Here is a 22,318-nt window from a genome sequence, read left to right on the forward strand (position 1 = left end):
CGCGATCACACAGAGCGCAGCACGGCGACGACTTTGCCGAGGATGACCGCGTGGTCACCGAGGATCGGCTCGTACTGGGTGTTCTGAGGGAGCAGCCAGGTATGCCCGTCACGCTGACGGAACGTCTTCACCGTGGCCTCCTCTTCAAGCAGCGCGGCGACGATGTCACCGGCGACGGCGTCCTGCTGCTGCCGCACCACGACCCAGTCGCCGTCGCAGATCGCCGCGTCGATCATGGAGTCGCCGCGCACTTTGAGCAGAAAGAGCTCGCCCTGCCCGACCAGTTGTCTGGGCAGCGGAAACACGTCGTCGATGTGCTGATCGGCGAGGATGGGGGAGCCTGCGGCGATCTGACCGACCAGTGGCACCATTGCGGTCTCTTCTGAGACGACCGCCAGTGCCTGCTGTGCCGGAGCCGACGGTGGTTCGGCGACGGCCGTCGGCTCGTGCTCGATGAGCACTTCGAGTGCGCGCGGTCGCTTCGGGTCGCGGCGGATGCAGCCGGCGAGTTCGAGCTGATTGAGCTGGTGGGTCACCGATGACAGCGACGAGAGACCGACCGCATCGCCGATCTCGCGCATGCTCGGCGGATACCCGCGGTCGCTGATCGACTCGGTGATGAATGCGAGGATGCTCTGCTGCTTCTTACTGAGCCGTGAGCGGTCACCACGGCCTGACGTCGTCGACGTGTGCGGTCTCGTGGCCATATTTTCAGTCCTTCTGCGCGTGATGTCAGTGGGTCGTGGTGCACTGACTCAGGTGATGCCTATTCGAAACTTTATCCGAACGATGGGCATCTGGCCAAAGATGTCTTCGAACAGGCGTGGCGTGAGTGGGTTGCCCAAACGCAGATTCGAAGATATATTCGAAAGACACGTTCGAAAGGACTTCTCATGGACGCGACCAACAACCTCTCCTCGGCACCCATCGTCAAGACGCGGGCACGTCTCACGCGCCGTGGCCGGCAGGTGCGGGCGCTGGCACTGGTGATGCTGCTGGCTGCAGTCATCGTGGCGGCCATCTCATTCGGCACCCAGGCCTTCGCCGGTGACGACGAGCCGATCGAAGTCACCAGAGTGCAGGTCCAGCCCGGTGACACGCTCTGGGACATCGCACAGCTGTCCGCCCCGCGTCATGACGTGCGCGACGCCGTCGCCGAGATCCGCAGGGCGAACCACCTCGATGACGCCACGGTGCATCCTGGCGAACAGCTGATCATTCCCGCTCATCTGCTCGACGCCTGAATGACGAACTCGCCGACTGGTTCGAGACCGGAGTCCTGATGACGCCGTCCTGGCGATTCGTCGTTTGCGCAAGGGCGCACGCGTAGACTTGCGTCTGTGACCACTCTTGATGATCTTCCCCTTCGCGCAGAACTCGTCGGACAGCAGCCGTACGGCGCACCGCAGCTGCACGTGCCCATCGAACTCAATGTGAATGAGAACACCTTCGGACTTCCCTCAGAAGCCGTTCGCGACATCCAAGAGAGCGTCGCTGGTGTGGTCGCCGGTCTGAACCGCTACCCCGACCGAGAGTTCACCGCACTGCGCGAAGCCTTGGCCGGCTACCTCGGTCACGGTGTCACCCCAGAGCAGGTCTGGGCGGCAAACGGCTCGAACGAGGTGCTGCAGCAGGTGCTGCAGGCATTCGGCGGGCCAGGTCGGTCACTGCTGAGCTTCGTACCGACCTACTCGATGTACCCGCTGCTGGCAGCCGGAACACAGACGGCCTGGCTGCCGATCGATCGGCAGGCTGATTTCACTCTCACCCCAGATGCCGTTGCCGCGGCGATCCGCGAGCACTGTCCAGATCTCGTGTTCATCTGCCGGCCCAACAACCCCACCGGCACTGGCGCCGCGCTCGATGTGATCGAAGCCGCATATGCTGCGTCTGACGGCATCGTGGTCGTCGACGAGGCCTACCAAGAGTTCAGCGGTTCCGATGCCGTGAGCGCACTCACACTGCTGCCGGGGCGCCCACGTCTGGCGATCTCGCGCACCATGAGCAAGGCGTTCGCCTATGCGGGTGCACGGGTCGGCTATCTCGCCGCAGATCCGGCGTTCGTCGACGCGCTTCGGCTGGTGCGGCTGCCCTACCATCTCTCTGCGCTCACCCAGGCGGCGGCCGAAGCCGCACTGCGTCACGCGCCGGCGATGCTCGCCAATGTCGATCGCATCCGCACGCAGCGAGACCGCATCGAACGGCGAGTTGCCGAGCTCGGCTTCACGCCCTATCCCTCTGCGTCGAACTTCGTGCTGATCGGTGGCGTGGCAGACCCGAAAGACACCTTCACTCGTCTGCTCGCCGAGGGCATCATCGTTCGCGACAACGGTATTCCGCACACGCTGCGCGTCACCGCCGGAACCGAGAGCGAGACCAGCGCGTTCCTTGCCGCCTTCGAACGAATCGCCAGGCCGGTCACCGCCGGTTAGACTAGGTGATCGTATTGCCTCCGGGCGGCTGATCGCCCTGGACGAGGGCAGTTGACAAGGGAGAGAGATGCCTGAATCATCGCGTCGAGCGACCGTGCGCAGAGAGACCTCTGAATCGTCAGTCCGCGTGACTGTCGATCTCGACGGCACCGGCACGTCGCACATCGAGACCGGGGTTCCCTTCTACAATCACATGCTCACGGCACTGAGCCGACACTCGCTCATCGACCTCGATATCGAGGCGACCGGCGACATCGACATCGATGTGCATCACACCGTCGAAGACACCGCCATCGTCTTGGGCGAGGCCGTGAAGCAGGCGTTGGGCGACAAACGGGGCATCACGCGCTACGGCGACGCCACGGTCCCGCTCGACGAGGCTCTGGCACAGGCCGTCGTCGACATCTCGGGGCGTCCGTACTTCGTGCACACCGGCGAGTCTGAGGCATTCACGATGCACCTGATCGGCGGTCACTTCACCGGTTCTCTCGTCGGTCACGCCGTAGAGTCGTTCGCCTTCCACGCGGGAATCACGATCCACCTGCGTGTGCTGGCCGGTCGTGACCCGCACCACATCGCCGAGACTGAGTTCAAAGCGGTCGCGCGCGCACTGCGTGCTGCGGTGTCGCTCGATCCGCGCGTCACCGGAGTGCCCTCGACAAAGGGCGCCCTGTGAGTGCAAGACCCACGGTCGCCGTGCTCGACTACGGCAGCGGCAACGTACACTCAGCGGCGAAGGCACTCACGCAGGCAGGCGCCGATGTTCAGCTCACGCGGGACAAGGCCGCGGTGGGCGCCGCCGACGGACTGCTCGTGCCCGGTGTCGGTGCGTTCGGCGCCGTGATGGACCAGCTCAACGAAGTCGGCGCACCCCAGATGATCGAGCGGCGCCTCGCCGGCGGGCTTCCCGTGCTCGGCATCTGCGTCGGCATGCAGGTGATGTTTGACCATGGTGTCGAAGGCGAGACGGAGCATGACGGACTGGCCCAATGGCCCGGTACCGTCAGCCGACTGCAGGCTCCCGTGCTGCCGCACATGGGGTGGAACACCGTGCAGCCGGGGGAACACAGCCGTCTCTTCTCGGGTATCGAGAACGAGCGCTTCTACTTCGTGCACACTTTCGCGGCCAAACGCTGGACACTGCAGACCGACCCGCCGTTTCCACAGCCAGTCGTGACCACGGCATCCTACGGCGAGCCATTCCTGGCCGCGGTCGAGAACGGTGCCCTGTGCGCGACGCAGTTCCATCCTGAGAAGTCGGGGCGTGCAGGCATCAGACTGCTGCGCAACTGGCTGAGCACATTGCCGAACGTCGCCCACTGAGGTGTCGTGCACGAGAGACATCAGGTCACTCGGGGAGCCCTGTGACCGGTATGAATGAGGGAGAGACACATGAGTGAGGAAGATCTGGCCCAGCGCCCTGAACTGGTGCTGCTGCCTGCCGTCGACATCGCCGATGGAAAGGCCGTGCGCCTCACCCAGGGCGAGGCCGGCACTGAGAAATCGTACGGCGACCCGACCGATGCGGCCCTTGACTGGGTTCGCCAAGGGGCCGACTGGATTCACCTGGTCGACCTTGACGCCGCCTTCGGTCGCGGTGAGAACCGCAAGGCGATTCGTCGCGTCATCAAGCAGGCCGGTCACGTCAACATCGAGCTCTCCGGCGGCATCCGCGATGATCGCTCTCTCGAGCAGGCGCTCAGCACCGGTGTCAAACGCGTGAATCTCGGCACCGCAGCGCTGGAGAACCCTGAGTGGGCTGCCAAAGTCATCGGTGAGTATGGCGAGGCGATCGCCGTCGGCCTCGACGTGCGCGGCACGACCCTCGCTGCGCGCGGATGGACGAAAGACGGCGGCGACCTGTTCGAGGTTCTGGAACGTCTGGAAGAAGCCGGCTGCGCTCGCTACGTCGTCACCGATGTGTCGAAAGACGGGACGCTCAAAGGGCCGAATCTCGACCTGCTGAGCCAGGTGCTCGCTCGCACTGACAAGCCTGTTGTGGCCTCTGGCGGGGTTTCCTCCCTGGACGACGTCGCCGCGCTGCGCGAGCTGATTCCGGCTGGCCTCGAGGGGGCGATCATCGGCAAGGCTCTCTACGCCGGTCGCTTCACCTTGGCCGAGGCCCTCGACATCGCTCGCGACTGAGGCGCGTCGATGACTGACAGCCGTGCATCCGGCCTGCCTGCTGACTCAGCCGGCACGCCATGGGCCGGGCGCCGATTCGAGGCCAATCGCTTCGCGACCGATGACGGCACGTCGCCGACGGCTTGGTTGGAGGCGGTGCGCAGGTTTCGCCTGGCCGAGATCAGCATCAGCGAGGTCATCGCGGAGCTGCACAAGACGAGGCTGCTGATTCCACTGGTCGCCGAACTCGAATCCTCCGGCGTCGCAGAGAACGGGCTGCCGGTCGACAAATCTGCCGAGCTCGCAACAGTCACCGTTGCGACCCCTGACGGTCAGCGTGCGCTGCCCGTCTTCACCGCGGTGGATGCAATGCAGCAGTGGAACCCCGAGGCGCGGCCGGTGCCAGCCGAGGCTCCTCGGGTCGCGCTGGCAGCAGCGGGGGAGCACACCCCGCGTGTAGTGGTCGATCCCGGTGCCGAAAGTGAGTTCGTAGTGCGGTGGCCGGCCCTGGAAGCGCTGGCGACTGGCCGCGCGTGGACTCCGGCGATCGACGACCCGCGCGTACTGGAGGCATTCATGCGTCCGGCCAGTGAGCTGCCCAGCATCAAATCGCTGGTTCTGACCCCGGGCGACCCGACCTCACAGCTGCGCGGTCCAGAGATTCTGGTGCAGCTCGAGATCATCGACGGTCTGGACGCTGCGGCGCTGAAAGAGATGTCGGACTGGCTCTCTGAGCAGTGGCGTGCCGACGAGACCATCATGGGGCAGGTGGACTCGATCGGGGTGCGCTTCGTGCGCACTCAGTACTGAACGCCGGGGTGCTTTCGGTCAGTTCACTGGTCCGGTGAGCTTCTCACCCGGGCCCTCGCCACGAGCGTCGGGAATCAGTGACGCCTCACGGAAGGCCAGCTGCAGGGTGCGCAGTCCGTCGCGCATGCTGCGAGCATGCAGGTTGCCGATCGCAGGCGCTGATGCGATGACCAGCCCGGCCAGCGCCTCAATGAGTTTGCGCGCCTCGTCGAGGTCTCGTTCCTGCTCTGGATCCTGAGCCAGCCCGATCTTCACGGCCGCGGCGCTCATGAGATGCACGGCTGCGGTCGAGATGACCTCGACGGCAGGAACGTCGCCGATATCGCGGGTCAGATCCTCCAGCGCTTCGCGCTCCCGAACATCCATCTCGCGCGATCCGCCGGCCGCCGGTGACTCAGCCGCGTCGGCTCCGTCGCTGTGCAGACCGCTGGAACGCTCGCCCAGAATGTCGCCTTCGTGGATGCTTCGCTTGGTCATCTTCGCTCTTTCTCTCGTCTCCCCGGCACTCAGAACGGCAGGAGCGGCGCAAGTGCTCGCAGGAGGGCTCGGTCTCTGGTAGTATGGTTTGTGCTGTGCGTCTCGACGATGCTCAGCGCTGAGCTGAAGAGGAGTTCACACTCCCACCTACTGTAGTCGACCTCAACACAGACTGCCGGGTCCAAAGTGCTCAAGACGCGACTGCGCCTTGCTGCTTCTCTGACGTTCACCATGCCGTGCACGAGTAAGGAGCAGCCGATTAGCGAGCCGCGCATCAATGACCGTATCCGAGTTCCCGAAGTCCGCCTGGTCGGGCCCAAGGGAGAGCAGATCGGTGTCGTCTCCGTAGCCAAGGCACTGCACCTGGCGCGTGAGGCTGACCTCGACCTCGTCGAGGTCGCCCCGCATTCGAAGCCGCCGGTAGCCAAGCTCATGGACTACGGCAAGTTCAAGTACGAAGCCGCTCAGAAAGCGCGTGAGGCCCGTCGCAACCAGACGAACGCCCAGCTCAAAGAGATTCGCTTCCGCCTCAAGATCGACAGCCACGACTACGAGACCAAGAAGGGCCATGTGCTCAGGTTTCTCAAGAGCGGCGACAAGGTCAAGGTCATGATCATGTTCCGTGGTCGTGAGCAGTCTCGCCCCGAGTTCGGCTACAAGCTGCTCATGAAGCTCGCCGAAGAGCTCAAGGAGTACGCGACCATCGAGTTCAAGCCGCTGCAAGACGGTCGCAACATGACCATGGTGCTTGCGCCGATCCGCACCAAGGCCGAGATCAAGGCCGAGGCCGAGCGTGCTGCGAAACGCGAGGCGAAGGCCGCCGAAGTCGAGGCTGACGCTGAGAAGACCACGACTGACGCAGAGAAGACCAACTGACCGATCCACCGGTCGGCAGATACGAAAGAGAAGAAGAAGATGCCAAAGCAGAAGACACATTCCGGTGCCAAGAAGCGTTTTCGCACCACCGGCAGCGGCAAGCTGTACCGCGAGCAGGCGAACAAGCGCCACCTGCTCGAGCACAAGTCGTCACGTCGCACCCGTCGCCTGAGCGCGGATGTCCCGGTCTCGGCCGCTGACACCAAGCAGGTCAAGCGACTGCTGGGCAAGTAAGAGCGAACCGGACTGAAGAGAGAGTACTGAAATGGCAAGAGTCAAGCGTTCCGTCAACGCCAAGAAGAAGCGTCGCGAGATCCTCGAGAAGGCAGAAGGCTACCGCGGTCAGCGGTCGCGCCTCTACCGCAAGGCGAAGGAGCAGGTCACTCATTCGTACACCTACGCCTTCCGTGATCGCCGTGCGAAGAAGGGGCAGTTCCGCCGCCTCTGGATCCAGCGCATCAACGCTGCGGCACGTGCGAACGGCATCACCTACAACCGTCTGATCCAGGGACTGAACCTGGCCGGTGTCGAGGTCGACCGTCGCCTGCTCGCCGAGCTGGCCGTCACTGACGCCAAGACGTTCAGCAGCCTCGTCGAGACCGCAAAGCAGGCTCTGCCCGCTGATGTGAACGCTCCTCAGGCCTGAACATGCTCAGCAGCGTTCACAACGAGCGCGTGAGATTCGCTGCCTCTTTGGCACGCAGAGACGCCCGGTCGAAGACCGGGCGTTTTCTGCTTGATGGGCCGCAGGCCGTGGCCGAGGCCATTCGGTGGCGCCCTCAGGTCGTCGAACAGGTCTATGTGGCAGAGAACGCCCTCGGGCGCCTCAGCGATCTGTCCGAATCTGCTCGCGCAGCTGGGCTGCCGGTCGAGACCGTTACAGAGCGTGTGCTCAAAGCGATGAGTGACACCGTGCATCCGCAGGGCGTCGTGGCGGTGGCCCGGCAGTTCCCGGTCCGCGCCGAAGACCTGTTCTCCGGAACCCCGAGACTCATCGTGATCATGCATCACGTCTCAGACCCGGGAAACGCTGGCACCGTGCTGCGGGTGGCCGACGCAGTGGGCGCCGACGGGGTGGTGTTCACCGATCGCAGCGTCGACGTCTACAACCCGAAAGTGGTGCGTTCGACGACCGGGTCGCTCTTTCACCTGCCGGTGGCGGTCGGGGTCGATCTGGGCGAAGCAATGCGACTCGCACACGAGAGCGGCCTGCAGACCCTCGCAGCCGACATCAGCGGTGACGAGCTCGCATCTGATGACGCGACGGCAGAGCTGCTGTCTCGGCCGACGGCATGGCTCTTCGGCAATGAGGCGCACGGTCTCGACGATGCCGAACTTGCCCTCGCCGACCGCGCCGTGCGACTGCCGATCTACGGTCAGGCGGAGTCGCTGAACCTGGCCATCGCCGCCAGCGTGTGCCTCTACCAGTCGGCGTTTCGCATGCACGCCTGAACGGCGCAGGAGTCGGCCCCTACGTGAGGTCGGCCGTCGGTGCAAGTCGAATAGGATTCGCCGGGTCGGTCTGCGATTGCTACTGTGTAGCCAGGTTTCACTCTTGTTACGAGAGTGTTACGCGGCAGTTCTTGCAATGAAGCGCTAACTACGATGGGGCACCATGACCACGAACGACACCGTCTCGATCCCGCAGATCCAGAGTGATGACCCCATTGTGGTCATTGACCACGTCGAAAAGCACTACGGTGAGCTGCACGTGCTGAACGACATCAACACGAACGTGGGCCGTGGCGAGGTCGTCGTCGTGATCGGCCCCTCCGGGTCGGGCAAATCGACGCTCTGTCGGGCGATCAACCGACTCGAGACGATTGACTCGGGCACAATCACCATCGACGGCAAGCCGCTGCCCTCCGAAGGAAAAGGCCTCGCACGCCTCCGTGCCGACGTCGGCATGGTCTTCCAATCGTTCAACCTCTTCGCGCACAAGACGATCCTTGAGAACGTCACGCTCGGCCCCATCAAGGTGCGAGGTCTCAAGCGCAAAGAAGCCGAAGAGCAGGCGATGGTTCTGCTCAAGCGTGTCGGTGTGGCGAACCAGGCCATGAAGTACCCCGCTCAGCTCTCAGGCGGCCAGCAGCAGCGCGTGGCCATCGCCCGCAGCCTGGCCATGAACCCCAAGCTCATTCTGCTCGACGAGCCGACCAGCGCGCTTGACCCCGAGATGATCAACGAGGTGCTCGACGTCATGGTCGAGCTGGCTCGCACCGGTATGACCATGGTGGTGGTCACACATGAGATGGGCTTCGCCCGCAAAGCGGCCAATCGCATCATCTTCATGGCCGACGGCCAGATCGTCGAAGAGGCCCGGCCAGAAGAGTTCTTCACGAATCCCAAAACCTCGAGAGCACGTGAGTTCCTCTCGAAGATCCTCACGCACTGAGTCGTGAGCTCAACCCGAAAGAATGGAGACCACCCCATGAGAATGAGGAAAGCGCTTTCAGGTGCAGCACTGCTGGCAGTCGGGGCGATCGCCCTCAGCGGATGCGCGTCAGGCGGTTCGACGACAGATTCCGCCAAGTTCCCGGTGGCAGAGAACGTCACGGTCGAGGGCAGCCCGACCTTCGACGCGATCAAGCAGCGCGGCAAAGTCGTCGTCGGTGTGAAAGACGACCAGCCTGGCTTGGGCTATCTTGACGCCGCAACGAACGAGCGCTCTGGGTTCGACATCGAAGTGGCACAGTGGATGGCCGCCTCGCTGGGCTTCGGTGCTGACAAGATCGAGTACAAGTCGATTCCGAGCGCCAACCGTGAGCAGTCGATCATTAATGGCGATATCGACTACTACGTGGGCACCTATTCGATCACTGACAAGCGCAAGCAGCAGATCGGCTTCGCAGGTCCGTACTTCGTGACCGGTCAGGGCCTGCTCGTCCGTTCGGACGACGACTCGATCAAGGGCCCCGATGATCTGGCAGGCAAGACCGTCTGCTCCGCAACCGGCTCGACGCCGATTCAGAACATTCGCGAGAACTACCCCGAGGCGAAGGTCACTGAATTCGACAAGTACTCGCAGTGCGTCGACGGGCTGAAGAACAAGCAGCTCGATGCCGTCACGACAGATGAGGCCATCCTGATCGGCTACGCCGCGCAGGATCCCGACTCGCTCAAAGTCGTCGGCGAACCCTTCACCACAGAGAAGTACGGCATCGGTCTGAGCAAGGACGACACCGCACTGCGCACGTTCTTCAACAAGACGCTCACCGACGGCGGCTCCACCTGGACAGAGATCTTCGACCGCACTCTGGGAGCGTCGGGCACGAAGGTCGAGCAGCCCAAGGTCGAAGCGTACTGATTCGCCGTCGACTCGCTCCGCTGAACGACGTGGCCGTCTGAGCCACTGGCCGGCGGGGCACGGAGTGCCGGGGAAATCCTCCCGGCACTCCGATCCTCCCCATCCGCATCGAACTGAGAGACGAACGTGAACACTCTGCTCGAAAACAGCGACCTGTTCCTCACCGGGTTTCGCAACACTCTGATTCTGTTCGCAGTGTCAGCGGTCTTCTCTCTGTTGCTCGGCGGCGTGGTCGGCGCCATGCGAGTGTCACCTGTCGGCCCGATGCGCGTGGTCGGCACGGTGTACGTGAACCTGGTGCGCAATACTCCACTCACTCTGCTCATGCTGTTCTTCGCATTGGGCTACCCGAAGCTGGGGCTGCCGACTCCTGGTTTCATGGCCTTGGCCATCATCTCTCTGAGCCTCTACACCGCAACCTACGTCGCAGAGGCCATCCGCTCCGGCATCAACACCGTTCCGGTCGGACAGGCCGAGGCCGCACGGTCGATCGGGCTGACCTTCGGGCAGACCATGTCGCAGGTCGTGCTGCCCCAAGCGATCCGAGCCGTCGTTCCTCCGCTGATCAGCGTGTTCATCGCTCTTCTGAAGAACACCACAGTGGCTGCGGGCTTCTCCGTCTTCGAGGCGGGCGCCATCCGCGCCTACGCCTCAGAGCGTGGTGAGAACGCCATGGTCGTGCTGCTGTGGGTCGCACTGATCTTCGTGGTGCTGGTAATGGGGCTTTCTCTGCTACAGCGAGTCCTCGAGAAGAAATGGAAGGTCAAGGCATGAGCACCTCCGTTCTCTATGACGCACCAGGACCCAAGGCCCTGCGACGCAATCGCATTCTGGGCGTGGTCACGGTCATCGTCGTCATCGCCGTACTGGGCTTCGTGATCTCTCACCTGGCGACGAGTGGCCAGTTCGAGGCGAAGAAGTGGCAGCTGTTCACCTACCCCTTGGTGTGGCAGCGAGTCGGGCTCGCCCTCGTCTCCACGCTGTCTGCGTTTGCTCTCGCCGCGGTGCTCAGTCTCGTACTCGGAGTGGTGCTCGCTGTCGGGCGACTCTCGGATCATGCCTGGGTGAGCCGTCCGGCCGCTTGGATCACCGAGCTGTTCCGGGCCGTTCCTCTGCTGATCCTGATGATGATCATCTACTACGGTCTGCCGACGATCGGTGTCACTTGGGTGAGCCCGTTCGTCGCGGTCGTCGCCGGCCTGACGATGTACAACGGCTCGGTTCTCGCCGAAGTGTTCCGCTCCGGAATTCAGGCACTGCCGAAGGGGCAGGCAGAGGCCGGCTACTCGATCGGCCTGCGCAAGGGGCAGGTCATGCGCATGATTCTGCTGCCGCAGGCGGTCAAGTCGATGATGCCGGTGATCATCTCGCAGCTGGTCGTCGTGCTCAAAGACACGGCACTTGGCTTCATCGTCACCTATGAAGAGCTGCTGTACGTCGCCAAGTTCTACGGGGCTCAGGCACAGTTCGACTACCCGATCATTCCGTCTGCCATCGTGATCGGCTCGATCTACATCGGTCTCTGCCTGCTGCTCAGCGGCTTCGCGGTCTGGCTGCAGCGGCGACTGAGTCGTGCACACCGCTGACCAGCGCGCCAGCTGAAGCGCGCATTCCGAGTGTGATGCGCAGACGTCGCTAGAATGGAGTGGTGCGCGCAGGCGCACCCTCCACTTCGACCGCGGCTGCACCACGTGCCGGCCGCCTCGCGAGGAACGTCACGGAACGGAATCATGTCTGATCACACTCCCATCACGGGCGAGATCGTCGACGGGCTCGTCGACGATGCTCTGCAAGCGATTGAGGCCGCGGCGACGACCGACGAACTGAAGCAGGTTCGAGCCGCACACAGCGGCGAAGGTTCGCCGCTGGCCACACTCAACCGATCGATCGGCGGTCTGCCGAAAGAGCAGAAAGCCCAGGCCGGCAAGCTCGTCGGTCAGGCACGCGGCCGAGTGAACAAGGCCTTCGCCGCGCGCGAGAGCTCACTCGCCGCCGCTGAGAAGGCCGAGCGGCTGGCAGCCGACACCGTCGACATCACCGCCGCCGCCAGCATCCATCGCACCGGATCCCGCCACCCCCTCAACCTCCTCGTCGAGCAGGTCAGCGACGTCTTCGTCGGCATGGGGTGGGAGATCGCCGAAGGGCCCGAGATCGAGAACGAGTGGTTCAACTTCGACGCGCTGAACTTCGACGCCGACCACCCCGCTCGCGCAATGCAGGACACCTTCTTCGTCGAGCCGGTTGACCGGCATCTGCTGATGCGCACCCACACCTCTCCGGTGCAGGTGCGTTCGCTGCTGACACGCGACCTGCCGGTCTACGTTCTGGCGCCGGGGCAGGTGTACCGCACAGATGAGCTCGACTCGACGCACACTCCCGTGTTCCACCAGTTCGAGGGGCTCGCGGTCGACCGAGGGCTGACCATGGCCGATCTGCGCGGCACGCTCGAACACATGGCTCGCATCATGTTCGGCGACGACGCACGCATTCGCCTGCGCCCCAGCTACTTTCCCTTCACCGAGCCCAGCGCCGAACTCGACGTCTGGTACCCGGGGGCCAAAGGCGGCCCCCAGTGGGTCGAATGGGGCGGCTGCGGCATGGTTCACCCCAACGTGCTGCGTGCGGCGGGCATCGACCCCGAGGCATACTCAGGCTTCGCGTTCGGCATGGGCGTCGAGCGCACGCTGCAGTTCCGCAACGATGTGAATGACATGCGTGACATGGTCGAAGGCGATGTGCGCTTCAGCGAGCAGTTCGGGGTGATTATCTGATGCGGGTTCCATTGAGCTGGCTCGGCGAGTTCGTCGAGCTGCAGAGTTCCGAACCGGATGCGGTGCTGGCCGCGCTGGTCAAAGTCGGGCTTGAAGAAGAAGACGTGCATGCGTTCGAAGTCAGCGGTCCGCTCGTCGTCGGCCAGGTGCTCGAGGCGACGCCCGAGCCTCAGACCAACGGCAAGACCATCAACTGGTGCAGTGTGCGTGTGGCCCCCGAAGGTCAGCAGGCCGCTGACGGCGGTGAGTCGGTGCGAGGCATCGTCTGCGGCGCGCACAACTTCGTGGTGGGTGACAAAGTCGTCGTGACGCTGCCCGGCAGCGTGCTGCCCGGTGACTTCCGCATCGCGGCGCGAAAGACGTACGGCCATGTCTCTGACGGCATGATGGCCAGCGCGCGCGAGCTCGGCCTGGGCGAAGACCACGACGGCATCATCGTGCTCGCCGATCTGGGACTCGACCCCGAGGTCGGCACGCCGGCGATTCCGCTGCTCGGCCTGGACGACCGCGCGGTCGAGATCAATGTGACGCCTGATCGCGGCTACGCCTTCTCGATTCGCGGTGTGGCCCGCGAGTACGCTCACGCGACCGGTGCGGCCTTCGTCGACCCGGTCGATCGGGTGGGCACACCCGTGCTCGCATCCGGCTTCTCGGCCGAGATCGACGACCGGCAGCCGATTCGCGGTGCGGCCGGCGTACGCAGCTTTGTGACGCGCGTCGTCGACGGCGTCGACGCCAGCGCTCCGACGCCCCCGTGGATGCTGGAGAGGCTGACCTTGGTCGGCATCCGGTCGATCTCGGTCATCGTCGACATCACCAACTACGTCATGCTCGAGACCGGGCAGCCGATCCACGGCTACGATCTCGATCGACTCGCAGGCGGGCTGGTGGTGCGTCGCGCACAGGCCGGCGAGAAGCTGACCACGCTCGACGACAAAGAGCGCACCCTCGATCCCGAAGACCTGGTCATCGCCGATCACGCTCATGCCATCGGCCTGGCCGGTGTGATGGGCGGTGCGGCCACCGAGGTGAGCGAGACCACGAAGCGTGTGCTCGTCGAGGCTGCGGCGTTCGAGCCGGTGTCGATCGCCCGCACCGCCCGTCGGCACAAACTGCCCAGTGAGGCTTCGAAGCGCTACGAGCGCGGGGTCGATCCCGCCATCGCCTCGGCGGCTGCGCAGCGCGTCGTCGACCTGCTGGTCGAACTCGCCGGCGGAACCGCCTCCGAGATCGGATCGGCCTACCTGCCCGAACTGCCCAAGACGACGGTGCAGCTGCCGGTCGACGCTGCGGCCGCGCTGACCGGCATCGACGTCACCCGTGACGAAGTGGTGTCGATTCTGCGACAGATCGGTGCCCAGGTCGTCGACAACGGCGACGTGCTCGAGGTCACTGCCCCCACCTGGCGCCCTGACATCACCGAACAGGTCGACCTGATCGAAGAGGTCGCCCGCATCGCCGGCTACGAGCGCATTCCGGTGCGCCTGCCGGTGGCCCCTCCGGGGCACGGCTACACGGCTGCTCAGCAGGCTCGTCGGCGGCTGGCCCGGCATCTTGCCGGTGCCGGCTACACCGAAGTCTTCAGCTATCCGTTCGTCTCTGCAGCGCAGAACGCACTGTTCGAATCGGCAGAGGTGGCGTCGGTCGCCCTGGCGAACCCGCTCGATGCCAAAGAGGGCCTTCTGCGTCGGCTCGTGCTGCCCGTTCTGCTCGAAGTGGCCCGGCGCAACATCAGCCGCGGGCTCACCGACCTGGCGATCGTGGAGCAGGAGCTGGTCTTTCGACCCGAAGCAGGGCAGCAGGCGGGGTCGCCGCAACTGCCGATCGGCACGGCGCGTCCCGATGCGGCCACGCTGCAGGCGCTTTACGAGAGTCTGCCGCCACAGCCGCGGCACATCGCCGCAGTGATCGCCGGCAACAGCATCGCGCATCAGCCCGGCACCAAGGCGCTCCCCGTCGACTGGCAGGAGGCCAGCGCGTTCGTGGCACAGGTGGGTCTCGCCTTCGGCGTCACGCTCAGCCTGCGTCAGGCCGCGCTCGTCGGCCTGCATCCCGGGCGCGGTGGCGAGGTCGTCGCCTCGACGGCCGAGGGAGAGGTCGTCGTGGGCTTCGCCGGCGAGCTGCATCCCGACCACGTCGCCGCGATGAAGCTGCATGGACGCATCGCCGTCGCCGAGATCGACATCGATGCTCTGCAGCGCATCGCCCCGGCTCAGGTGCACGCCGCGCCGGTGCGCACGCAGACGGCGGCCACCCAAGACCTCTCTCTGGTCGTGCCGCTCGACACCCCGGCTGCTCAGGTGCGGGCTGCCGTCACCGAAGGCGCCGGCGACCTGCTCGAACACGTGCAGCTGGTCGACGACTATCGCGGAGACGGCGTCGGCGAAGGTGAGAAGTCTCTCACGTTCGCTCTGCGCTTCCGCGCGGCCGACCGCACACTGACCGCCGCAGAGGCGACCGAGGCGAAGGACGCCGCCGTCGCGCTGGCGGCCGAGCGCTTCGGTGCGCAGCTGCGGGCCTGACGTAAGGTGAATGCCATGTCGATCTCTGTAGCCGTCGCCGGAGCCAGCGGGTATGCGGGCGGAGAGCTGCTTCGCCTGCTCTCGTCGCACCCGCAGCTCGAGGTGCGCACGGTCACCGCTCATTCGAACGCCGGGCAGCGCCTCGGTGACATCCACCCTCACCTGCACCGTCTCGGAGACCTCGTGCTCGCCGACACGAGTGCCGAGAACCTCGCGGGTCACGACATGGTCTTCGTGGCCCTGCCGCATGGCAAGAGCGGCGAACTCACTGATCAGCTGCCCGAGAACGTGGTCGTCGTCGACGCCGGGGCCGATCATCGGCTGATCGACGAAGACGACTGGAACCGCTTCTACGGCGGCGACTATCACGGGGCCTGGGCCTACGGTCTGCCAGAACTGCCGCGAGAGGGCGGCCGTCAGCGCGACTGGTTGCGCGGGGCGACTCGAATCGCCGCTCCGGGCTGCAACGTGAGTGCCATCAGCATCGGGCTGGCGCCCGCCGTCGCGGCAGGACTGGTCGAGACCGATGACTTGGTCGCCGTGCTCGCGGTGGGTCCCTCCGGCGCCGGGCGTTCGCTGAAGCCGAACCTGCTTGCCAGCGAGATTCTCGGATCGGCCAGTGCGTACGCCGTCGGCGGCACCCATCGCCACATCCCCGAGATCCAGCAGGATCTGCGTTGGGCCGCCAGCGCTCCGGGCGAGATCTCGACGCAGGACATCCGCATCTCATTCACCCCCGTGCTGGTGCCGATGGCCCGTGGAATCCTGGCCACCTCGACCGCACGGCTGTCTGCGGGCACTACGATCGGCGACCTGCGCGACGCCTACGAAGCCGCATACGAAGACGAGCGCTTCGTCGAACTGCTGCCCGCCGGCCGTTTCCCGGCGACCGCATCCGTGCTCGGCTCCAATGTCGCCTCGCTCGGCATCGCCGTCGACGAGGCCGCCGGGCGGCTCGTCGCCGTCTCAGCGCTCGACAACCTGGTGAAGGGCACCGCCGGTGCCGCCATTCAGTCTGCAAACATCGCCCTGGGCCTTGACGAGGCCGCCGGGCTGCCCATCGAAGGAGTCGCTCCGTGACCGTCACCACACCAGCAGGATTCGAGGCGGCCGGGGTGGCCGCCGGCATCAAAGCGAACGGACACCGCGATCTGGCGCTCGTCGTCAACCGCGGGCCGCGCTTCGATGCCGCTGCGGTGTTCACCACCAACCGGTGCCAGGCGAACCCAGTGCGCTGGAGCCGTCAGGTCGCGGCCGACGGCCGCGTCGACGCGGTCGTGCTGAACTCCGGCGGTGCGAACTGCTACACCGGCGAACAGGGCTTTCAGACGGCTCACGCGACAGCAGAGGCGGTCGCCGAACAGGTCGGCGTCTCGGCCGGCGACGTCGTCGTCTGCTCGACCGGCATCATCGGCCATCAGCTGCCGCGCGAGAAACTGGTCGGCGGTGTGAGCGCTGCCGCTGCCGAGCTCTCCGCAGACGGCGGCAGCCTGGCCGCCGAAGCCATCCTCACGACTGACACTGTGGCCAAAGAGGTCGCTGTGCGGCATCCCGACGGCTGGTCGATCGGCGGCATCGCCAAGGGGTCGGGCATGATCGCCCCGGGCATGGCCACCATGCTCGTCGTGGTCACCACCGACGCCGTGATCGAGGCTGCCGAGCTGCAGCAGGCGCTCGACGAAGCCGTGCGACACACGTTCAACCGCCTCGACGTCGACGGCTGCATGTCGACCAACGACACGGTCACCCTGCTGAGCTCGGGCGCCTCAGGCGTCAGCCCTGCGCACGCGGAGTTCGTCGCACGGCTGACCGAGGTCTGCGACGTGCTGGCCGCCAAGATCCAGGATGACGCCGAGGGCGCTTCGCACACCATCGACATCGAAGTGCAGCACGCGGCAGACGAGGATGACGCGATCGAAGTCGCCAGGGCCGTGGGGCGCAGCAACCTCTTCAAGGCCGCCATCGCAGGCAACGATCCGAACTGGGGACGCGTCCTCGCAGCTGTGGGCACGACTCAGGCCGCGTTCGACCCCTTCGACATCGACGTGACGATCAACGACACCCGCATCTGCCATGCGGGCCAGCCTGATCGCGACCCCGCCACCGTCGACCTCTCGCCTCGAGCCGTCCATGTGCTGATCGACCTGAAGTCAGGCGAGGCGACAGGTATGGTGCGCACCAGCGATCTCACACATGAGTACGTCGAGATCAACAGCGAATACGAGAGCTGATATGACTGAGCATCTCTCTCTAGCCGAAGACGCTGCGCTCGCCGAAGTCAAGACGGCGACGCTGATGGAGTCGCTGCCGTGGCTTCAGAAGTTCCACGGCGAGACCTTCGTCCTGAAGTTCGGCGGCAACGCGATGGGCGACCCAACTCTGATCGACGCGTTCGCGCAGGATGTCGTCTATCTGAGCATGGTCGGCATCCGGCCCGTCGTGGTGCATGGCGGAGGCCCGCAGATCACGCAGATGCTGGAACGGCTCGGCATTCCCACCGAGTTCAGGGTCGGGTACCGCTACACCTCGCCCGAGGCGATGGATGTCGTGCGCATGGTGCTCACCGGGCAGATCTCTCGAGATCTGGTCGGGCGCATCAACCACTACGGTCCGTTCGCCGTCGCCATCTCAGGTGAAGACGCCGGGCTGTTCACCGCCGAGCGCATTACGGGCAACGACCACGGCAGGTCCGTCGATCTGGGGCTCGTCGGCGAGGTCGTCGGCGTGCAGCCGCAGATCGTGCGCGCACAGCTCGACGCCGGGCGTGTGCCGGTCGTCTCGTCGATCGCCCCAGAGGGGGAGTGCGGTGCGCAGCCGCTGAACGTCAATGCCGATCGGGCGGCCTCGGCCCTCGCCGTGGCGCTCGGCGCAGCCAAGCTCGTGCTGCTGACGAACGTCGGGGGGCTCTACCGCGACTGGCCGGATCCCACCAGCCTGATCTCGCAGATGACGACCGATGAGCTCGAACAGATGCTGCCGAGTCTCGAGAGCGGCATGATCCCGAAGATGCGCGCCTGCCTTGACGCCGTGCGCGGCGGCGTTCCTCAGGCGCACGTGGTCGACGGTCGACGTCCGCACTCGGCGCTGCTCGAGATCTTCACCCAATCGGGTATCGGAACGCTCGTCACCCCGACGCCCGACGCGACAGTCCGCGCCGAGACGAACGACGCATCGGCCGAGCGACGATGATACGGGACCGCCTCGACTGACCGGTCGTTCACGGCGGCCCCGACCACCGCATCCGCACACCCATTGCGCAACGCACTCATTCACCGCACAGGAGCACATCACACACATGGCAGACTGGACCACTGACTATCAGGAGCATCTGCTTCCCGTCTTCGGCACCCCCGCACGCGAGCTCGACCATGGTCGAGGTGCATGGGTGTACGACGTCGACGGCAATCGGTATCTCGACTTCCTGGCCGGCATCGCCGTCTCGGCGCTCGGCCACGCCCACCCCGCACTCGTGCGCGCGATCAGCGAGCAGGCCGCTCGCATCATCCACGTCTCGAATCTGTTCACCTCACCGTCTCAGATCGGTCTCGCCGAAGACCTGCTGCGTGTCGCAGGCAACCCCGAGAACGGCCGCGTGTTCTTCGCCAACAGCGGCACCGAGGCGAACGAGGCGGCTTTCAAGATCGCTCGCGCCCATGCGCGTCAGGGCGGCGGCACTCGCATTCTCGCGCTCGAGCATGCCTTTCACGGGCGCACTCTCGGTGCCCTCAGCGTGACATGGAAGCATAAGCTGCGCGAGCGCTTCGAGCCGCTTGCGAGCGAGGTCGAGTTCATTCCGGCGACGCTCGACGCGCTCGACACCATCGACGACTCTGTCGCTGCGATCTTCGTCGAGCCAGTGCAGGGCGAGGCCGGTGTGCTGCCGCTTCCCGAAGGGTACCTGCAGAAGGCCCGCGAGCTCACGACACAGGCGAACGCACTGCTCATCGTCGACGAGGTGCAGACCGGCATGGGCCGCACCGGCAGCTGGTTCGCGTTCCAGCAGTCGGGCATCATGCCAGACGTCTTCACGCTGGCCAAGGGGCTCGGCGGCGGGGTGCCGATCGGTGCGACCGTCACCGTCGGAGCGGCCAGCGGCATCCTGCATGCCGGCGACCACGGTTCGACGTTCGGCGGCAACCCGCTGGCGACGACCGCAGGTCGCACGGTCATCAACTCGATCGAGAGCGAGGCCCTGCTCGACAACGTGCGACACCAGTCACAGCACCTGCGCGACCTGCTGCCGACGCTGCGGCTCGTCACGGGTGTGCGCGGCATGGGGCTGCTGCTCGGTGTGCAGCTGGAGAAGCCGGTCGCGGCCGACCTCGTCGCAGCCGCCCTTGAAGAGGGGCTCATCATCAACGCACCCGATGCACAGACCATCCGACTCGCGCCGCCGCTGATCATCGGCGAGGCAGAGGTGCAGGAGTTCGGCGAACGGTGGACGAAAGCGACAGAGAGGCTCAGCGCATGACCAGGCATTTTCTTCGAGACGACGATCTGACTCCCGTCGAGCAGGCCGAGGTGCTCGACCTCGCGGCCGCACTCAAAGCCGACCGATTCTCTCAGCGCCCGCTTGAAGGCCCGCAGACGGTCGCCGTGTTCTTCGACAAGACGTCGACGCGCACCCGCGTGTCGTTCGCCACCGGCATCGCCGATCTCGGCGGCTCGCCGCTGATCGTCGAGTCGCAGTCGAGCCAGCTCGGCGGCAAGGAGTCGATCAGCGACACCGCACATGTGCTCGAGCGCATGGTCGCGGCGATCGTGTGGCGCACCTACGCACAGTCAGGCCTCGAAGAGATGGCCGCGAACAGCCGCGTGCCGGTCGTCAACGCTCTGTCGGACGACTTCCACCCGTGCCAGATTCTGGCCGACCTGCTCACGATTCGCGAGCACAAGGGCGCACTCAAGGGGCTGACGCTGACGTATGTCGGTGATGCGGCGAACAACATGTCGCACTCCTACCTGCTCGGCGGCGCGACCGCAGGCATGCACGTGCGCGTGGCCGGCCCGGAGGGGTATCTGCCCGACCCGCAGGTCGTGGCGGATGCCGAACGACGTGCCGCCGAGACAGGCGGCTCTGTCTGGGTCGGCACCGATCCGGCTGCTGCGGTCAAGGATTCGGACGTCGTGCTCACCGACACCTGGGTGTCGATGGGGCAGGAGTCCGAGAAGGCCGAACGCCAGCGACTGTTCACCGACTACCAGGTGAACGACGAGCTCTTTGGCCAGGCGGCTGACGACGCGATCTTCCTGCACTGCCTGCCGGCCTACCGGGGCTATGAGGTCTCGGCGTCGGTCATCGACGGCCCGCGCAGTGTGGTCTGGGACGAAGCTGAGAACCGTCTGCACGCGCAGAAGGCGCTGCTGGCCTGGCTGCTGCAGCACTGAGCAGCGCAGGCCCCGACAGCTGCACAGATCGACGGGCTCTGAACGGGCCGCGGCACATCCCACTGCCGCGGCCCGTTCTGCGCATCCGGCGCGCGCCGTGGTGCACGGGCCCGACGAGACCTCTCACGTAGAATGAACACGGCCGCAGGCGCGGCATGAAGGAGCACAATGTCTGAACGCGCAGGAAAAGCCGGAGCACTCTGGGGAGGACGCTTCACCGACGGGCCGTCGCCGGCTCTTGCCGAGCTGAGCAGGTCGACACAGTTCGACTGGGTGCTCGCCCCCTATGACCTGGCAGGTTCTCACGCCCACGCGGCGGCCCTGCACCGGGCCGGCTATCTGACCGACGCCGAGTACCGAGACATGATCGCAGCCCTCGACGAGCTCGGTCGTCGGGTGGCATCCGGCGCGTTCGCGGCCCAGCCAGAAGACGAAGACGTGCACTCCGCGCTCGAACGCGGCCTGATCGAGATCGCCGGGGGCGGGCTCGGCGGCAAGCTGCGTGCCGGTCGATCGCGCAACGATCAGATCGCGACTCTTGTGCGCATGTATGCCAAAGATCACGCCCGAACCATCGCAGGCCTGGTCGCCCACGTCTTGGACGCACTGCTCGAGCAGGCCGAGCGCCATATCGATGACCCGCTGCCCGGTCGTACGCATCTGCAGAGCGCTCAGCCCGTACTGCTCGGGCATCATCTGCTGGCGCACGTCTGGCCGCTGCTGCGCGACCTCGACCGACTCGCCGACTGGCGCGATCGTGCCGACGTGTCGCCCTACGGCTCGGGCGCGCTCGCAGGCAACACTCTGGGGCTCGATCCGCAGGCGGTCGCCGAAGACCTGGGGTTCACCTCGTCGGTGCAGAACTCGATCGACGGCACGGCCTCGCGCGACGTGGTCGCCGAGTTCTCGTTCATCCTCACGATGATCGGTATCAATCTGTCGCGCTTCGCCGAAGAGATCATCACCTGGAACACCGCTGAGTTCGACTTCGTGACTCTCGACGACGGTTACTCGACCGGCTCGTCGATCATGCCGCAGAAGAAGAACCCCGACATCGCCGAGCTCGCTCGCGGAAAGAGCGGCCGTCTCATCGGCGATCTGACCGGGCTGCTGGCGACGCTGAAAGCGCAGCCGCTGGCATACAACCGTGACCTGCAAGAAGACAAAGAGCCGATCTTCGACCAGGTGACGCAGCTCGAAGTGCTGCTGCCCGCCTACGCAGGCATGGTCGCAACGGCCCGTTTCAACACTGAGCGCATGGCCGAGGCCGCGCCCAAGGGATTCTCTCTGGCGACCGACGTCGCCGAGTGGCTCGTGAAGCGGGGTGTGCCCTTCCGCGACGCCCACGAGATCTCGGGCAAGCTGGTCGGATACTGCGAACAGCGTGGCATCGGTCTCGACGACCCCACCGACGCAGAGTACGCATCGGTGGATGCGCGGCTCACGCCCGGCGTGCGAGAGGTGCTGACCGTCGCCGGATCGGTCAATGCCCGCACCGGACGCGGCGGCACCGCAGCGGTGAACGTGCGATCCCAGCTCGAAGAGGCACCGCGAACACTGAGTGAGACGCTGCGTCGTATCGGCGTCGCCGAGCAGCAGGCATAGACAGAA

24 protein-coding genes are annotated in these 22,318 nt (G+C 65.4%); 22 read left to right on the forward strand and 2 right to left on the reverse strand.

Annotated features, from left to right (window positions below; all coding sequences use genetic code 11):
- Positions 1-5: 5 nt before the first annotated feature.
- A complete protein-coding gene (gene lexA, locus F8O08_RS05800) occupies positions 6-707 on the reverse strand; it encodes a transcriptional repressor LexA (RefSeq protein ID WP_158042829.1) in 702 nt (233 codons plus the stop codon).
- Positions 708-893: 186 nt separating this feature from the next.
- Between lexA and F8O08_RS05805 the strand changes: the two genes are divergently transcribed.
- The 6 genes from F8O08_RS05805 to F8O08_RS05830 all read left to right on the forward strand — a co-directional run bounded on the left by F8O08_RS05805 (position 894) and on the right by F8O08_RS05830 (position 5,366).
- On the forward strand, positions 894-1,244 hold the full coding sequence (locus tag F8O08_RS05805; protein ID WP_158042830.1) for a LysM peptidoglycan-binding domain-containing protein: 351 nt from the start codon (positions 894-896) through the stop codon (positions 1,242-1,244).
- Positions 1,245-1,340: 96 nt separating this feature from the next.
- On the forward strand, positions 1,341-2,432 hold the full coding sequence (locus tag F8O08_RS05810; RefSeq protein ID WP_158042831.1) for a histidinol-phosphate transaminase: 1,092 nt from the start codon (positions 1,341-1,343) through the stop codon (positions 2,430-2,432).
- A 67-nt stretch (positions 2,433-2,499) separates the two neighbouring features.
- Positions 2,500-3,108, forward strand: a complete 609-nt coding sequence (gene hisB, locus F8O08_RS05815; protein WP_158037497.1) for an imidazoleglycerol-phosphate dehydratase HisB — start codon at positions 2,500-2,502, stop codon at positions 3,106-3,108.
- Positions 3,105-3,755, forward strand: a complete 651-nt coding sequence (gene hisH, locus F8O08_RS05820) for an imidazole glycerol phosphate synthase subunit HisH (protein ID WP_158042832.1) — start codon at positions 3,105-3,107, stop codon at positions 3,753-3,755. Before hisB ends, hisH begins: the two co-directional genes overlap by 4 nt.
- A gap of 69 nt (positions 3,756-3,824) precedes the next feature.
- Entirely contained in the window at positions 3,825-4,577 is a 753-nt protein-coding gene (gene priA / locus F8O08_RS05825; protein ID WP_158037501.1) for a bifunctional 1-(5-phosphoribosyl)-5-((5-phosphoribosylamino)methylideneamino)imidazole-4-carboxamide isomerase/phosphoribosylanthranilate isomerase PriA, read from the forward strand.
- Between the two features lie 9 nt (positions 4,578-4,586).
- Positions 4,587-5,366 carry an SseB family protein gene (locus F8O08_RS05830; protein ID WP_158037503.1) on the forward strand — a complete coding sequence of 260 codons (780 nt, stop codon included), beginning with the start codon at positions 4,587-4,589 and terminating at the stop codon, positions 5,364-5,366.
- A gap of 18 nt (positions 5,367-5,384) precedes the next feature.
- Here the strand turns inward: F8O08_RS05830 and F8O08_RS05835 are convergent, their stop codons facing one another.
- On the reverse strand, positions 5,385-5,732 hold the full coding sequence (locus tag F8O08_RS05835) for a DUF1844 domain-containing protein (protein WP_158037617.1): 348 nt from the start codon (positions 5,730-5,732) through the stop codon (positions 5,385-5,387).
- A gap of 297 nt (positions 5,733-6,029) precedes the next feature.
- Here F8O08_RS05835 and infC point away from each other — a divergent pair, with 297 nt between their 5' ends.
- From infC to argH, 16 genes are all read left to right on the forward strand, one after another.
- Positions 6,030-6,719 carry a translation initiation factor IF-3 gene (gene infC, locus F8O08_RS05840; protein WP_318655638.1) on the forward strand — a complete coding sequence of 230 codons (690 nt, stop codon included), beginning with the start codon at positions 6,030-6,032 and terminating at the stop codon, positions 6,717-6,719.
- Positions 6,720-6,758: 39 nt separating this feature from the next.
- Complete coding sequence (gene rpmI, locus F8O08_RS05845) at positions 6,759-6,953, forward strand: 50S ribosomal protein L35 (RefSeq protein ID WP_158031884.1); 195 nt, start codon at positions 6,759-6,761, stop codon at positions 6,951-6,953.
- 31 nt (positions 6,954-6,984) lie between these two features.
- Complete coding sequence (gene rplT, locus F8O08_RS05850) at positions 6,985-7,365, forward strand: 50S ribosomal protein L20 (RefSeq protein WP_158037505.1); 381 nt, start codon at positions 6,985-6,987, stop codon at positions 7,363-7,365.
- A gap of 2 nt (positions 7,366-7,367) precedes the next feature.
- Positions 7,368-8,171 (forward strand): TrmH family RNA methyltransferase, encoded by an 804-nt coding sequence (locus F8O08_RS05855; protein ID WP_158042833.1) that lies wholly within the window; start codon positions 7,368-7,370, stop codon positions 8,169-8,171.
- A gap of 163 nt (positions 8,172-8,334) precedes the next feature.
- The gene (locus F8O08_RS05860; RefSeq protein WP_158031881.1) at positions 8,335-9,114 is read left to right on the forward strand and encodes an amino acid ABC transporter ATP-binding protein; all 780 of its coding nucleotides are present in this window, start codon (positions 8,335-8,337) and stop codon (positions 9,112-9,114) included.
- Between the two features lie 36 nt (positions 9,115-9,150).
- The gene (locus F8O08_RS05865; RefSeq protein WP_192496739.1) at positions 9,151-10,026 is read left to right on the forward strand and encodes a glutamate ABC transporter substrate-binding protein; all 876 of its coding nucleotides are present in this window, start codon (positions 9,151-9,153) and stop codon (positions 10,024-10,026) included.
- 126 nt (positions 10,027-10,152) lie between these two features.
- Positions 10,153-10,800, forward strand: coding sequence for an amino acid ABC transporter permease (locus F8O08_RS05870; RefSeq protein ID WP_158031880.1), 648 nt, complete (start codon positions 10,153-10,155; stop codon positions 10,798-10,800).
- Positions 10,797-11,612 (forward strand): amino acid ABC transporter permease, encoded by an 816-nt coding sequence (locus tag F8O08_RS05875; protein ID WP_158031879.1) that lies wholly within the window; start codon positions 10,797-10,799, stop codon positions 11,610-11,612. Before F8O08_RS05870 ends, F8O08_RS05875 begins: the two co-directional genes overlap by 4 nt.
- A gap of 144 nt (positions 11,613-11,756) precedes the next feature.
- On the forward strand, positions 11,757-12,797 hold the full coding sequence (gene pheS, locus F8O08_RS05880) for a phenylalanine--tRNA ligase subunit alpha (protein WP_158037509.1): 1,041 nt from the start codon (positions 11,757-11,759) through the stop codon (positions 12,795-12,797).
- Positions 12,797-15,319, forward strand: a complete 2,523-nt coding sequence (pheT, locus tag F8O08_RS05885; RefSeq protein WP_158042834.1) for a phenylalanine--tRNA ligase subunit beta — start codon at positions 12,797-12,799, stop codon at positions 15,317-15,319. Before pheS ends, pheT begins: the two co-directional genes overlap by 1 nt.
- A gap of 15 nt (positions 15,320-15,334) precedes the next feature.
- The gene (gene argC / locus F8O08_RS05890; RefSeq protein WP_158042835.1) at positions 15,335-16,399 is read left to right on the forward strand and encodes an N-acetyl-gamma-glutamyl-phosphate reductase; all 1,065 of its coding nucleotides are present in this window, start codon (positions 15,335-15,337) and stop codon (positions 16,397-16,399) included.
- Positions 16,396-17,550 carry a bifunctional glutamate N-acetyltransferase/amino-acid acetyltransferase ArgJ gene (gene argJ / locus F8O08_RS05895; protein ID WP_158042836.1) on the forward strand — a complete coding sequence of 385 codons (1,155 nt, stop codon included), beginning with the start codon at positions 16,396-16,398 and terminating at the stop codon, positions 17,548-17,550. The genes argC and argJ overlap by 4 nt, the downstream gene beginning before the upstream one ends.
- A 1-nt stretch (position 17,551) precedes the next feature.
- The gene (argB, locus tag F8O08_RS05900) at positions 17,552-18,508 is read left to right on the forward strand and encodes an acetylglutamate kinase (RefSeq protein ID WP_158037514.1); all 957 of its coding nucleotides are present in this window, start codon (positions 17,552-17,554) and stop codon (positions 18,506-18,508) included.
- 106 nt (positions 18,509-18,614) lie between these two features.
- Positions 18,615-19,790 carry an acetylornithine transaminase gene (locus tag F8O08_RS05905; RefSeq protein ID WP_158042837.1) on the forward strand — a complete coding sequence of 392 codons (1,176 nt, stop codon included), beginning with the start codon at positions 18,615-18,617 and terminating at the stop codon, positions 19,788-19,790.
- Positions 19,787-20,707, forward strand: a complete 921-nt coding sequence (argF, locus tag F8O08_RS05910; protein WP_158031872.1) for an ornithine carbamoyltransferase — start codon at positions 19,787-19,789, stop codon at positions 20,705-20,707. Before F8O08_RS05905 ends, argF begins: the two co-directional genes overlap by 4 nt.
- Positions 20,708-20,875: 168 nt before the next feature.
- Positions 20,876-22,312, forward strand: a complete 1,437-nt coding sequence (gene argH, locus F8O08_RS05915; RefSeq protein WP_158042838.1) for an argininosuccinate lyase — start codon at positions 20,876-20,878, stop codon at positions 22,310-22,312.
- Positions 22,313-22,318: the final 6 nt, after the last annotated feature.

Source organism: Pseudoclavibacter sp. CFCC 13611 (assembly GCF_008831225.1).
Taxonomy (GTDB): Bacteria; Actinomycetota; Actinomycetes; order Actinomycetales; family Microbacteriaceae; genus Pseudoclavibacter_A.

Coding starts and splice junctions, on each gene's coding strand:
- lexA (WP_158042829.1), bottom strand. CDS start 707: ATGGCCACGAGACCGCACACGTCGACGACGTCAGGCCGTGGTGACCGC.
- F8O08_RS05805 (WP_158042830.1), top strand. CDS start 894: ATGGACGCGACCAACAACCTCTCCTCGGCACCCATCGTCAAGACGCGG.
- hisB (WP_158037497.1), top strand. CDS start 2,500: ATGCCTGAATCATCGCGTCGAGCGACCGTGCGCAGAGAGACCTCTGAA.
- priA (WP_158037501.1), top strand. CDS start 3,825: ATGAGTGAGGAAGATCTGGCCCAGCGCCCTGAACTGGTGCTGCTGCCT.
- F8O08_RS05830 (WP_158037503.1), top strand. CDS start 4,587: ATGACTGACAGCCGTGCATCCGGCCTGCCTGCTGACTCAGCCGGCACG.
- F8O08_RS05835 (WP_158037617.1), bottom strand. CDS start 5,732: ATGGATGTTCGGGAGCGCGAAGCGCTGGAGGATCTGACCCGCGATATC.
- rpmI (WP_158031884.1), top strand. CDS start 6,759: ATGCCAAAGCAGAAGACACATTCCGGTGCCAAGAAGCGTTTTCGCACC.
- rplT (WP_158037505.1), top strand. CDS start 6,985: ATGGCAAGAGTCAAGCGTTCCGTCAACGCCAAGAAGAAGCGTCGCGAG.
- F8O08_RS05855 (WP_158042833.1), top strand. CDS start 7,368: ATGCTCAGCAGCGTTCACAACGAGCGCGTGAGATTCGCTGCCTCTTTG.
- F8O08_RS05860 (WP_158031881.1), top strand. CDS start 8,335: ATGACCACGAACGACACCGTCTCGATCCCGCAGATCCAGAGTGATGAC.
- F8O08_RS05865 (WP_192496739.1), top strand. CDS start 9,151: ATGAGAATGAGGAAAGCGCTTTCAGGTGCAGCACTGCTGGCAGTCGGG.
- F8O08_RS05875 (WP_158031879.1), top strand. CDS start 10,797: ATGAGCACCTCCGTTCTCTATGACGCACCAGGACCCAAGGCCCTGCGA.
- pheS (WP_158037509.1), top strand. CDS start 11,757: ATGTCTGATCACACTCCCATCACGGGCGAGATCGTCGACGGGCTCGTC.
- pheT (WP_158042834.1), top strand. CDS start 12,797: ATGCGGGTTCCATTGAGCTGGCTCGGCGAGTTCGTCGAGCTGCAGAGT.
- argC (WP_158042835.1), top strand. CDS start 15,335: ATGTCGATCTCTGTAGCCGTCGCCGGAGCCAGCGGGTATGCGGGCGGA.
- argB (WP_158037514.1), top strand. CDS start 17,552: ATGACTGAGCATCTCTCTCTAGCCGAAGACGCTGCGCTCGCCGAAGTC.
- F8O08_RS05905 (WP_158042837.1), top strand. CDS start 18,615: ATGGCAGACTGGACCACTGACTATCAGGAGCATCTGCTTCCCGTCTTC.
- argF (WP_158031872.1), top strand. CDS start 19,787: ATGACCAGGCATTTTCTTCGAGACGACGATCTGACTCCCGTCGAGCAG.
- argH (WP_158042838.1), top strand. CDS start 20,876: ATGTCTGAACGCGCAGGAAAAGCCGGAGCACTCTGGGGAGGACGCTTC.